The sequence below is a fragment of the Bacillus sp. 123MFChir2 genome, from assembly GCF_000383235.1.
Classification (GTDB): domain Bacteria; phylum Bacillota; class Bacilli; order Bacillales; family Bacillaceae_G; genus Bacillus_A.
In genome coordinates, this window is the sequence record NZ_KB910937.1 from 66,850 (window position 1) to 78,382 (window position 11,533).

Annotated in this window: 14 protein-coding genes and 2 pseudogenes; 7 read left to right on the forward strand and 9 right to left on the reverse strand. The window is 35.3% G+C overall.

The genetic code is table 11. The features are described 5' to 3' along the window. Positions 1-721: hypothetical protein (locus H280_RS26435; RefSeq protein WP_231401777.1), on the forward strand; the 721-nt coding region annotated here is incomplete at its 5' end. 11 nt (positions 722-732) lie between these two features. Here H280_RS26435 and H280_RS0109920 read toward each other — a convergent pair. The 5 genes from H280_RS0109920 to H280_RS0109940 form a co-directional block, all read right to left on the reverse strand. Then, positions 733-1,350 carry a phosphoserine phosphatase 1 gene (locus H280_RS0109920; RefSeq protein ID WP_020060966.1) on the reverse strand — a complete coding sequence of 206 codons (618 nt, stop codon included), beginning with the start codon at positions 1,348-1,350 and terminating at the stop codon, positions 733-735. A gap of 14 nt (positions 1,351-1,364) precedes the next feature. Further along, complete coding sequence (locus H280_RS0109925; protein ID WP_020060967.1) at positions 1,365-1,910, reverse strand: short-chain dehydrogenase; 546 nt, start codon at positions 1,908-1,910, stop codon at positions 1,365-1,367. Between the two features lie 21 nt (positions 1,911-1,931). Further along, a complete protein-coding gene (gene fosB, locus H280_RS0109930) occupies positions 1,932-2,348 on the reverse strand; it encodes a FosB/FosD family fosfomycin resistance bacillithiol transferase (RefSeq protein WP_020060968.1) in 417 nt (138 codons plus the stop codon). A 56-nt stretch (positions 2,349-2,404) separates the two neighbouring features. Then, the gene (locus H280_RS0109935; protein ID WP_020060969.1) at positions 2,405-4,063 is read right to left on the reverse strand and encodes a peptide ABC transporter substrate-binding protein; all 1,659 of its coding nucleotides are present in this window, start codon (positions 4,061-4,063) and stop codon (positions 2,405-2,407) included. A 329-nt stretch (positions 4,064-4,392) separates the two neighbouring features. After that, the gene (locus tag H280_RS0109940) at positions 4,393-4,845 is read right to left on the reverse strand and encodes a methylated-DNA--[protein]-cysteine S-methyltransferase (protein WP_028411183.1); all 453 of its coding nucleotides are present in this window, start codon (positions 4,843-4,845) and stop codon (positions 4,393-4,395) included. A gap of 161 nt (positions 4,846-5,006) precedes the next feature. Between H280_RS0109940 and namA the strand changes: the two genes are divergently transcribed. After that, positions 5,007-6,047 carry an NADPH dehydrogenase NamA gene (gene namA / locus H280_RS0109945; RefSeq protein WP_020060971.1) on the forward strand — a complete coding sequence of 347 codons (1,041 nt, stop codon included), beginning with the start codon at positions 5,007-5,009 and terminating at the stop codon, positions 6,045-6,047. Positions 6,048-6,227: 180 nt separating this feature from the next. Here namA and H280_RS0109950 read toward each other — a convergent pair whose 3' ends face one another. Both H280_RS0109950 and H280_RS26090 read right to left on the reverse strand, forming a co-directional pair. After that, on the reverse strand, positions 6,228-6,887 hold the full coding sequence (locus tag H280_RS0109950; protein WP_020060972.1) for an oxidoreductase: 660 nt from the start codon (positions 6,885-6,887) through the stop codon (positions 6,228-6,230). A gap of 75 nt (positions 6,888-6,962) precedes the next feature. After that, positions 6,963-7,106, reverse strand: a complete 144-nt coding sequence (locus H280_RS26090; protein ID WP_020060973.1) for a hypothetical protein — start codon at positions 7,104-7,106, stop codon at positions 6,963-6,965. A 269-nt stretch (positions 7,107-7,375) separates the two neighbouring features. Here H280_RS26090 and H280_RS0109960 point away from each other — a divergent pair, with 269 nt between their 5' ends. Together H280_RS0109960 and H280_RS24985 are read left to right on the forward strand one after the other, a co-directional pair. After that, positions 7,376-8,314 (forward strand): metal ABC transporter substrate-binding protein, encoded by a 939-nt coding sequence (locus H280_RS0109960; protein ID WP_020060974.1) that lies wholly within the window; start codon positions 7,376-7,378, stop codon positions 8,312-8,314. Between the two features lie 6 nt (positions 8,315-8,320). Further along, a pseudogene (locus tag H280_RS24985) lies at positions 8,321-8,438 on the forward strand (GNAT family N-acetyltransferase); the annotation flags it as partial. A gap of 30 nt (positions 8,439-8,468) precedes the next feature. On the opposite strand, the gene H280_RS0109965 reads toward H280_RS24985, so the two are convergent. Continuing rightward, positions 8,469-9,419, reverse strand: a complete 951-nt coding sequence (locus H280_RS0109965; protein ID WP_020060975.1) for a CobW family GTP-binding protein — start codon at positions 9,417-9,419, stop codon at positions 8,469-8,471. Between the two features lie 178 nt (positions 9,420-9,597). Here H280_RS0109965 and H280_RS23430 point away from each other — a divergent pair. The 3 genes and pseudogenes from H280_RS23430 to H280_RS0109980 all read left to right on the forward strand — a co-directional run. Continuing rightward, a pseudogene (locus H280_RS23430) lies at positions 9,598-10,011 on the forward strand (aldo/keto reductase); the annotation flags it as partial. A gap of 249 nt (positions 10,012-10,260) precedes the next feature. Further along, positions 10,261-10,452: a DUF3896 family protein gene (locus tag H280_RS0109975; RefSeq protein ID WP_028411184.1), complete on the forward strand. Its 192-nt coding sequence runs from the start codon at positions 10,261-10,263 to the stop codon at positions 10,450-10,452. Between the two features lie 71 nt (positions 10,453-10,523). Then, positions 10,524-10,940, forward strand: coding sequence for a DUF1259 domain-containing protein (locus H280_RS0109980; RefSeq protein ID WP_020060978.1), 417 nt, complete (start codon positions 10,524-10,526; stop codon positions 10,938-10,940). Positions 10,941-11,348: 408 nt separating this feature from the next. Here the strand turns inward: H280_RS0109980 and H280_RS24990 are convergent. Then, positions 11,349-11,533 (reverse strand): zinc ribbon domain-containing protein (locus tag H280_RS24990; protein ID WP_020060979.1); only part of this gene is annotated, 185 nt, incomplete at its 5' end.

Sequence of the window (11,533 nt, forward strand, 5' to 3'; positions counted from 1 at the left end):
TCTCATCGCTCTTGCAAATCTCATCGCTCTTGCAAATCTCATCGCTCTTGCAAATCTCATCGCTCTTGCAAATCTCATCGCTCTTGCAAATCTCAGCGTTCTTGCAAATCTCATCGCTCTCACAAATCTCACCGTTCTCACAAATCTCACCGTTCTTGCAGATCTCATCGCTCTCACAAATCTCATCGCTCTCACAAATCTCATCGCTCTCACAAATCTCATCGCTCTCACAAATCTCATCGCTCTCACAAATCTCATCGCTCTTGCAAATCTCATCGCTCTTGCAAATCTCATCGCTCTTGCAAATCTCATCGCTCTTGCAAGTCCCATCGTTCTCACAAATCTCACCGTTCTTGCAAGTCCCATCGTTCTCACAAATCTCACCGTTCTTGCAAGTCCCATCGTTCTTACAAATCTCACCGTTCTTGCAAGTCCCATCGTTCTTGCAAATCTCACCGCTCTTGCAAATCTCATCGTTCTTGCAAATCTCACCGCTCTTGCAAATCTCATCGTTCTTGCAAATCTTATCGTTCTTGCAAATCTAAGCGTACTTGTCGCTCTAAACGGTCTTGACAGCTTCGTTCCGGGCACTTCTGTCGCTAATAAAATATATGTAAACAATTACTCTATCATATCAAGAAGGTTCCTCGTTATTTCAAAAATGCAAATAGACCGCTTTAAGCGGTCTATTTGTCTATTAAAGCAACTCATTGTTTTATAAAGCTTCTCTTTTTACCTCTCTTCAAAATGCGCAATATCAGCAAATAAGTGAATTGTACTTTCTCCTTCTTTAAATTCAATCATACTTAAACTTGCGCTATGCATAAAAGGACCATTCCATATATGTTCAATAGGACGTTGTTCAAAATGCCCCATCATAAGTAATGAAGTAATAGCATGAGAAACAATTAAAACATTTTCTCCCTCATGCTTTTGAAGAATGTATGTAAGCCCCTTTAGTACACGCTCTCTCGCGTCATAAAAACTTTCTCCTGATTTCGATTCATACCGATGCGGTGCATTCCAGAATAAATCGAAATCTTTTGCATATTTCTTCTGCAATTCTACTTGTGTATGTCCTTCCCAAACTCCCATATCAATTTCATATAAATGTACATCTGTTACAATTGGAATATCTCTATCTCCTTTAATTAACTGAGCTGTATGCATTGCTCTTTCACTTGGACTGCTGTAAATAACATCAAGTGCCATATCTTTCATACGTTTCCCTAATTGTTTTGCTTGTAATATTCCAGTTTCCGTTAAATTTGAATTTTTTCTACCTTGCATTCTTTTTTCTACATTCCATTCTGTTTCCCCGTGACGCGTAATATATAACATTGTTTTCATCATCGTCTTCTCCTTTACCAACTCGGTCTAGCATCCCATGGCTCTAATGTTCCAACAATCCATTCCTGTTGTTTATGATGAATTCCAGCTATAACTCCACTAGCAATTTCATCATGTGTTAACCATCTAGAACATTTTTCTTCTACCATAAAGCCTAATATAATTCGATAATACCTACATAAAGAAGAATATCTTACTTTTTTATCTGATTTGTAAGCACTGCTTCCAAGTACATGGAACAACTCCCATTCTTTCGAAAGTATTTCAATCTCCTCACTAATTATTTGCAATGCATCTACAGCGAAAGAATGAATCCAAGCGACCACAAGCGTAATTGGTCCATTTTCTTGAATGGAATTTTTAATTTTAACACGCAACTCATCACTATTATGATAATCAACCGCTAAACACGTTATCCTTTCAGGAGCATGACATGAATCTTGTATCCCCTTTAGACGTTTTACATTTCGTCCGATTACAGAAGTATGGTACCCTTGCTCAGCAAACGACTTTGACACTTTCTGTAGCATTCCAGTCCCACCAGCAACAAGTACATGCACAATTCCTCACCCTTTCTATGTTTAGTAAAATAACATATGTGGTTTTGCTTCTTTATAATATTGTAACCTCTCTTGTAGCGTCCCTGTATGAAATTCAAACTTATGACCGTCTGGGTCTGTAAAATAAATAGAATGGCAATCTCGTACATCTCGCTCTCGTCCTTGTAAAATATGTACGTTATTCACTTTAAGACGATGTATTAATGCTGTAAAATCTTCTTTTTCTATCGAAAACGCAATATGTGTGTATGATTGATAGATTTCACTTCTTGGAATATCCTTTTCTTCGTTTAACGCAATCCACATTCCACACAAATCAAAATAAGCAAGTGTTCTACCTTTTACAAGTAACTTCCCTTCCAACACTTTTTCGTAAAATTGTATAGATTTCTCTAAGTTTGAAACAGAAAAGCAAAAATGATTCATTCCTTTTATCATTGTCATGATCTCCTCACAGCAAAAAAGATGCGTAATATTCACGCATCTTTATCGTACTATTTTTTTGTAATATATGTCCATTTATAACTAAAATCTCCTCCAAATGTATGTTTAGCAGTTCCTTTCACTTTGGATTTCTCAAGAAAAGCAACGCCCTGCTGATAAACTGGAGAAATTGCTGCATCATCAAATAAAATTTTCTCTGCTTCAGAAAAAGCCTTCCAGCGTGCCTTCTCATCAGTTAACAACTCACCTTTTGCTTTTGCAACTAACTCATCATATTTCTTATTAGAATATGCCATTTCGTTAAATGCACTATCTGTAATAAACATATCGATAAATGTCATTGGATCTGGATAATCCGGGCTCCATGCTGATAAAGAGAACTCATATTCTAATTTCTTTTCTAAATCTAACTTTTGTTTAAACGGCTGTTGTTTAATATTCACTTTCAAACCTGGTAAGTTTTTCTCCAACTCTGATTTAATATATTCTCCAACTTTTTTCAAGTTATCTTTATCATAGTTCAACATTTCAACTGTTATTGTATCTTGACCTAACTCTTTTTTCGCTTCTTCCCATAATTTTTTCGCTTTTGTTGCATTATCTTTACCATCATGAAATTTTTTATTTGTTTCGCGGAAGTCTTTTCCATCCGGCCCTTTTGTAAATTTTTGTGGTACTAAGTAATATGCAGGTAATGACCCATCGTTTAAAATCACATTGGCAATTCCTTTTTTATCATATGCTAAATCAATAGCTTCACGCACTTTTTTATTCGAAAAAGTCTTATTTTTCTGATTAAAACGAATAAAATACATACGCGGCTCTAATTCCGATTTAAATTCTTCACTTTTCTTATATTTATCAACAAATTCCGAACTTAAAATGACTCGATCTACCTCGTTGCTATCATATAAATTTACAGCTGTTGATGTTTCTTTTACAACACTTACATTAATTTCTTCTAATTTCACATTACCTTTATCCCAATAGTTTGGATTTTTCTTTAACTGATAACTTCGTTCATGCTTCCATTCACTCATCATGAATGGTCCATTATATAATAACTTATCTGCTTCTAATGCGTATTTGTCACCTTGTTCTTTTACAAATTTTTCATTCAATGGGAAAAATGTCGGGAAGGTTGTAAGCTCTAGAAAATATGGTGTCGGTTTCTCTAACTCAACCACTAATGTTTTATCATCTCCTGCCGTAACACCCAGCTGTTCAAGCGGCAATTCTCCTTTATTAATCTTTTCAGCATTTTTAACATCGAACAAAATAAACGCATATTCCGACGCTGTTGCTTTATCAACAGCACGGCGCCAAGCAAATACAAAATCTTGTGCTTTAACCGGCTCTCCATTTGACCACTTTGCATCTCGCAAATGGAATGTGTATGTTTTCTTATCCGCACTGATCTTGACATCTTTAGCCATACCAGACGTTGGTTTATTATCTTTATCTAAGCGGTATAATCCTTCCATTGCGTTTACAAATGCACGAAACGATACAGTATCCGTAGACTTCGATGTATCCATAGAAGGGATTTCTGCTGTTTCTAATAAATTTAATACTTGTTTATCAGCAAGCGCCTGATTTCCTTCTTTTCCCTTTTCAGTTGTTGATGCTTTTTCTCCATTTCCACATCCTGCAACTAACACACTTGTTGAAATTGCAAATGCTGTAATCAATGACAACCTTTTCTTCATAGACCATTTCCCCTCTTTCTATATAACAACTAAAAATAAGACCAAGTACTCTTGAATAGTATTATACATAATTTTCTGAAAACTTTAAATGCTATCTTTTAAAAAATACAAAATTAAATTTCCAACATTGAAGTCTCTGCTATACAAAACACTACATGACCTGCACTCGCTTCCTTCCCTTGTTTGAGATCGCGCCCGCGGCAGAAAAAGGATCTGACCGCTTCTATGCACGGTCAGATTCTCTCGTCTCCCTCTAAAAAAAGGGGGTTTTATGCCTTTTTAACTTAGAATATATAATTCAACTAAATTATTTCATTTTTAAAATTCCGTTATCTCAAAAAACCTTCATGCTTTAATAGCCATTCTTTCCGCCAAAGTCCTCCTTCATATCCTACTAATTTCCCGCTCTTTCCTATAATCCGGTGACAAGGCACAATAATCGAAATTGGATTTCTACTATTCGCGCCGCCAATTGCACGTACAGCCTTTGGGTTGCCAATTTTTTGTGCAATATCAAGATAAGAAGCACTTTTTCCATACGGAACACTGCAAAGTGCATTCCATACTTGTTTTTGAAAGGGAGTTCCCTCTACTTGTAGCGGGACAGTAAATTCCGTTCGCTTCTTATGAAAATATTCATCCAGCTCCATTACACATTGCTCAACAATTGGATGAGGAACATCTTCTTGTTTTTGCTCTACAAATAACACAGAGGAAATACCATCTTCATCCCCTTTTACTTCAATCCATCCAAGTTCACTTTTGTAATATGCTTGATACATAAAAAATATTCCACCTCCTCTTATACTCATCATAACACCTCTTTAAGCATTTTGTTATGGAAAAAAAGGAGCAAGGTGCTACAATAAAGTGAACCTTCCATTCGTCAAGAAATTATCATTGTATATACGCTCATTTAAGAAAATAAAGGAGGATGTTTATCGTGAACAATCAATTATTTTCACCATATACAATAAAAGATGTTACATTAAAAAATCGAATTGTTATGTCACCTATGTGTATGTACTCCGCTGAAAACGAAGACGGAAGAATAACAACTTTCCATCTCGTCCATTACGCATCACGTGCAGCTGGTCAAGTAGGACTTGTCATGTTAGAAGCTACAGCTGTAACGCCAGAAGGACGCATTTCCCACAAAGATTTAGGCATTTGGGATAATGAGCAAATAGACGGTCTACGTCAAGTTGTCGATATGATTCATGAACACGGGGCAAAAGCAGCTATTCAAATTGCCCATGCTGGTAGAAAAGCTGTTCTTGATTCAGACCCTATTGCACCATCAGCTACTCCTTTTGATTCCTCTATGAAAATTCCGGTACAAATGAGCAAAGAACAAATTAAGGAAACCATTACGGCTTTTCGTAACGGGGCGGAACGTGCTAAACAAGCTGGATTTGATATTATCGAATTACACGGCGCACACGGTTATTTAATTAATGAATTTTTATCTCCGCTTACAAATCATCGTACAGATGAATATGGTGGATCTCATGAAAATCGTTATCGGTTTTTACGTGAAATCATTGATGCAGTAAACGAAGTATGGAGCGGTCCATTAATCGTTCGTATTTCTGCTCATGATTACCATCCAGATGGTTTAACTGTAGAGGACTATGTAACGTTTACAAAGTGGATGAAAAAACAAGGTGTTAACCTTATTGATTGTAGTTCAGGAGCTGTTGTACCAGCACATATTGATGTATATCCTGGTTATCAAGTACCCTATGCAAAATATATAAAAGACTATACTTCTATTGCTACAGGCGCTGTTGGCCTTATTACAAGCGGCATACAAGCAGAAGAAATTTTACAACAAGGGGCGGCTGACTTAATTTTTATCGGCCGTGAACTATTACGGAATCCCTACTTTCCGAGAACAGCAGCGAATGAACTTGGTTTTGAATTAGCGGAGCCGCTTCAATATAGCCGTGCTCCTGGAAAACTAAAAAATACTACTAAATAAAGGAGCTGACCAAAATAGCACTTTGGTCAGCTCCTTTATTTTACACCAGCAATATTTTCTTAAAGAGAAAAATATCTAGTGAAAACCACTTTTATCCGGCTATTTGTGGGCAGTAAAAGCCCGATTGGGTGGGCTTTCCGCCCGAGGGGGATGAAGCCCACCTCGGATGGAAGTTTCACTTTATTTCATCTTAGCAATTTCCGGAGATTCATGTATATGAACACCCGACTCTTCTCGCAGCGCTGTTACATACATTCCTTTTGCTACTTGCTCTGCTGAAATCGGCTCATATTTTGAAAAAGACCCCTTAAACAAAAACGGCATAATTCCTGAAATTTTTTCTCCCATTCTTTCTCCAAAACGGAACTCGTCTCGATCTCCAACTAAAAGAGACGGTCTAAAAATATGAATGCCTCCTATGACTAGTTTTTTAATATCTTCCTCCATCTGTCCTTTTACTTGCGAGTAGAAAAATAGCGACTTCGGATTTGCTCCTAACGAAGAAATAACAAGAAAGTTTTGCACCCCTTGTTCTTCTGCTACACGAGCGGCTTGTAATGTATAATTATAATCAACCTTTTTAAAATTTTCTTTCGTCCTTGCTTTTTTAATTGTCGTACCAAGACAATTAAACACATCATCTACAGCAAAAAACTCTTTATATTGTTCCAAAATCGAAAAATCTACCTGCTTTTGTTGAAGCTTTTCATGTTCCCAGTCTAGCGATCTTCTCACAAAAATTGTAACTGAATCATAATGATCTGAATCAAGCAGTAACTGCGTCACTTCTTGTCCGACTAAACCACTAGCTCCAAGTACTAATGCTGCTCTTGTTTTCATTTTTTTCCATACCTCTTTATCTTCTAATCTCTCTCTATCATAAGCAAAGCATAATATAGTATGCAAGCGCTTTGTTTATTCTTTTTCTTCTTTTGGCACCTCAGTAATTGTACTTGTATCACCTAAATTTTGAATAAGCGCTTTCAAAAAACAAAGTACACATGATAATGGAAAAATAACAGCCAATATTAATAAAATCGCTTCACTTACATATCCCATTCACTCATCTCCTTCAGCACCATCTATCACACTATATGAAGCGACTAGGAGGATATATGCAAAAACAAAGAAAATAAACCATAACATTGTGACAATTTTAGAACAAATCACAAATCGTAATCATTATTATTTATTGCAACATCGTCAAAGATATATTATACTGAATCAGGAGCATAAAGCGTAATTATTACGTTTTACAAAAAGAAAGATATTCTTTCTTTTATTTGGAGAAAATACATTTTAGAAAGTAAAGAAACGAGGAAAACAAAATGAAGAAAAAAGCAATTATATTTTCATTCGTACTAATGTTTACCCTTATATTTGCTGGATGTTCAAACAAAGATAATACAGCAAATAAAAAAAATGGTAAACTTTCCGTCTATACAACTATTTTCCCTTTAGCTGACTTTGCAAAAAAAATCGGCGGTGATTATGTAGAAGTAACAGCTATATATCCACCAGGCGCAGATTCACATACGTATGAGCCAAGTCAAAAGCAAACTGTACAAGTTGCCAAATCAGATTTATTTGTGTATAACGGAGCTGAATTAGAACCATTTGCTGAAAAAATGGAAAAAGCATTAAAAAATGAAAATGTTAAAGTTGTAAATGCATCAAAAAGTATCGAACTACGTGCTTCAACTGAAGACGAACACGAGGAGGGTCATAAAGAAGAACATCATCATGATGAAGATCCTCACGTTTTTCTAGATCCAACCCTTGCCATGAAACAAGCTGAAGCTATTAAAAATGCACTTGTAGAACTACAACCAGAACATAAAGAAGAATTCGAGAAAAACTTTGCTGCACTGCAAACAAAATTCACAAGTTTAGATAATCAATTTAAAGAAGTTGTTGATCATGCAAAAACAAAAGAAATATTAGTTTCTCATGCAGCATACGGATATTGGGAACAACGTTACGGTTTAAAGCAAATTCCAGTTGCAGGTATTTCTGCTTCTGATGAACCATCCCAAAAAACACTAGCTTCTATCACTACAACAGCAAAAGAGCATGGATTAAAATATATTTTATTTGAAACATTCTCTACACCAAAAGTAGCTGAAGTTATTCAAAAGGAAACCGGAACGAAAATTTTACGCTTAAATCACCTTGCAACTATCTCTGATGATGATGCGAAGAAAAATAAAGATTACTTTACATTAATGGAAGAGAACATTAACACTCTAAAAGAAGCAACCAATTAGTATACGATTTATTTAAGTCTTCATCCTAACAACAAATTAGCAATGAATCTATATGAATCATTCGGCTTTCATTATTGGTGATATTGACGATGAAGGCCCTGTTGATGGAGTTACTTTTAGATAAAGTAATCTAAATAAGCCTGCAAATGCAGGCTTATTTTATACATTCTTGAAAATGTTTTTGAAACCATTCTTTATTTAGATTTTTACCAATAAAAACAATCTCACTTACCCGCTTTTCTCCTTCTTGCCACTCTCTGTCATATGTAGCCGCAAATAATGTATGTACGCCTTGGAACACAACGCGGCGATTTACTCCTTCAATATATAATATACCTTTATAACGATACAAATACTCTCCTAATTCTTGTACAACAGCTGACATCCATTCATTGATTTTTTGCAGATCAAGAGGGCGCTCTTCTCTTAATACAAAGGACTTTACCCCTTCTAAATGATGCTGTTCTTTATGCGGATAAATTTCTAATTTGTCACGCGTTTTAAATGTTTGTATATCTAGTAATGAAGGGATATCTACTTCACAATTTGTTGTTGGGATTAACTTTGCAGTTGGATTGATCCCTTGTAATTCAATGAGTAAATTCTCCTTCTCTTCCTGCCCTACTAAATCTAATTTATTTACTAAAACCATGTCAGCAAAAGCAATTTGTTCCTTTGCTTCTAATCCTTTTTCAAAGTGTTTCTGTATATGATAGCTATCTACTACGGTTACTACACCATTAATTTGATATGCAGACTGAATAATAGGATCTAAAAAGAATGTTTGAATAATAGGACCCGGATTTGCAAGTCCCGTTGTTTCAATTACTAAACCTTCAAAATCCATTTTCCCTTCCGCTTTTACCTCTAGTAAATGCTTTAATGCGACAAGCAAATCTTCACGTACTGTACAACATAAACAGCCGTTTGTCATTTCCATAATCTCTTCTTCTACATTCATAATTAATTGATTATCAATACCAATTTGTCCAATTTCATTTACAATAACCGCAAGCTTCTGACCGTGCTCTTCAGATAAAATACGATTTAATAACGTTGTTTTCCCCGATCCGAGAAAGCCGGTTAATATTGTTACTGGAATCACGATTCTACATCTCCTTGTAATATGTCTAGTTATATAATTATACCATAGGTTGTCTTTTTATTTTTTGAATATAGAACATATTAGTTGTAGGCATGTCTACACAAATATATAATAATAAATAAGAAAACCTTTTCATACCAAATCGGTTCATACACATCAACAAGGGGGACCTACATAAATAGAACGAATTCAAATGACCCAAAACCTAGAGTTTTCTCGAATTATTTAAGGATTTTGGCGTTTTGCAGAATGGAATATGACAGATCAGGAATTACTTTCTTTCATTGAATCATGCATGGAGATGGGCATTACAACGTTTGATCATGCTGATATTTATGGAGATTATACATGTGAAACTTTATTTGGAAAAGCACTTCAATTAAAACCAAGTTTACGTGACAACATGCGAATCGTTACAAAATGTGGAATTGCTCCCCCATCACCTAAATTTCCAGAGCACTACGTCGCTCACTATAATACAAGTACTGAACATATTGATGTATTGCTCATTCATCGCCCTGATCCATTTATGAATCCAGCAGAAGTTGCAGAAGCTTTTTCTCGTTTGAAGCAAGAAGGAAATGAAATTCATCCTCATGTCCTTTTCACATCTGTAATTGATTAATTTCTGCTGCACTTCGAATTCCTGATTCAATTGCTTAATCCCTTCCCTACTCATCAACACAAATTCATAGTTCAATGCATTGTATTCAAGTTGAGGATGTATCATACTTTTATTCATCTGAATTTTCGGAAAATTTTAAGGGGATATGCACTTATTTCTGTTATTCATCCGTATAATAAAGATGAAGATAGAAAATGTAAGGAAGGTGATGGTAACATGAAACGCTCTTACAACTATCATGAGACAAAAAGACATTTAGAAAACCAAAAATCTCAGCTATGTAAACAATTAAAAGATGTAAAATTAACAGAGAGTGAACGCAATGAAATTAAAAGAATGGTTGATAATTACGAATATATTCTTAACTTAGTTGAAATGAACCATTTTGAAAGAGGAATTTCTCATTAAAACGGATGAACAAATTATTAAAGCATAAAGATGAAAATAAAAATTCCCGTTTAATAGAGGGGGGTACATTTATGAACAATTTTAACTTTCTTTGCGAACAATTTGCTACAATTCTGAAAGGGAAAAGTAAAATTAATCACAGTTCTTGTTCGGTATCTTTCCATCGTAATATCAAGGTGCTTGTTCAAGGAAAACCGAGTATGTCCGTAATACCTGTGGGAGTAGGATTTGAATCTTTGGATCAAAATGGTAATGCGTTGAATTTAGCTGAAATTGCTGTTTTGCAAGAAGAAATCCCCTCATTTATGCGATCCATCACACAACAAGGAATTATTGTTAGTGCCTTGCATAACCATTGGTTATATATGAACCCATTAATCATGTATATTCATGTTCAATCCGTAGAGCCGCCATTACATTTCGCAAAAAAATTAGCAAATTCTTTTGCGACCCTTAGTAGCTATCCAATTACTGATAACGGAAGTTAATTCGACGTTCAGATTCCTCCTCATGTGAAATCTAAAGACGGAAAATTTATAACATCATCAAAATAAGATATCGTTCTTAAAAAATACATACTTTTACTAAGTTAACGTATAATACTCCTCAAAAAACAAGATAAATTTATTATAAACATAACAAATGCCCTCTTACCCAAAGAGGGCATTTATCATTTATACTTATTTTCATAATCACTGGGCTTACTCATTCATCACTTTTTTCGCATGAACTTTTCAGCCTTTTGAGACTCCCACGACTAAAGTCGCAAGCCCTAATCCTTATGGATTGACGGGTGGGATTCTTGAATGACTAAACGTTCGCAGTCATTTCTGTTTTGAACAGACTTCAAGATGAGGGCATCTCATTGCCCCTCCTAAGACAGTGCGTATAGCATCTTAGGCTGATTGACTGTTACCATCAATCACAGTTGCGTAGCGAATATTCATCGCCCCAACAATATCACGATGTTTCTCAAATCCACATCGGCACTTGTATTTTCTGTCTTGTGCTTTGTTCTTTTCAGAACATTTCGGACATGTTTGACTTGTATAAGCAGGGTTCACATATTCGACCTTAATAC

What these genes read in the sequence shown, in the direction of transcription:
- H280_RS0109980 (WP_020060978.1), top strand. Translation starts at nt 10,524, where the DNA reads ATGAACAATTTTAACTTTCTTTGCGAACAATTTGCTACAATTCTGAAA.
- H280_RS0109940 (WP_028411183.1), bottom strand. Translation starts at nt 4,845, where the DNA reads ATGTATCAAGCATATTACAAAAGTGAACTTGGATGGATTGAAGTAAAA.
- H280_RS0109935 (WP_020060969.1), bottom strand. Translation starts at nt 4,063, where the DNA reads ATGAAGAAAAGGTTGTCATTGATTACAGCATTTGCAATTTCAACAAGT.
- H280_RS0109950 (WP_020060972.1), bottom strand. Translation starts at nt 6,887, where the DNA reads ATGAAAACAAGAGCAGCATTAGTACTTGGAGCTAGTGGTTTAGTCGGA.
- H280_RS0109920 (WP_020060966.1), bottom strand. Translation starts at nt 1,350, where the DNA reads ATGAAAACAATGTTATATATTACGCGTCACGGGGAAACAGAATGGAAT.
- H280_RS26090 (WP_020060973.1), bottom strand. Translation starts at nt 7,106, where the DNA reads ATGGGATATGTAAGTGAAGCGATTTTATTAATATTGGCTGTTATTTTT.
- fosB (WP_020060968.1), bottom strand. Translation starts at nt 2,348, where the DNA reads ATGATAAAAGGAATGAATCATTTTTGCTTTTCTGTTTCAAACTTAGAG.
- H280_RS0109960 (WP_020060974.1), top strand. Translation starts at nt 7,376, where the DNA reads ATGAAGAAAAAAGCAATTATATTTTCATTCGTACTAATGTTTACCCTT.
- H280_RS0109975 (WP_028411184.1), top strand. Translation starts at nt 10,261, where the DNA reads ATGAAACGCTCTTACAACTATCATGAGACAAAAAGACATTTAGAAAAC.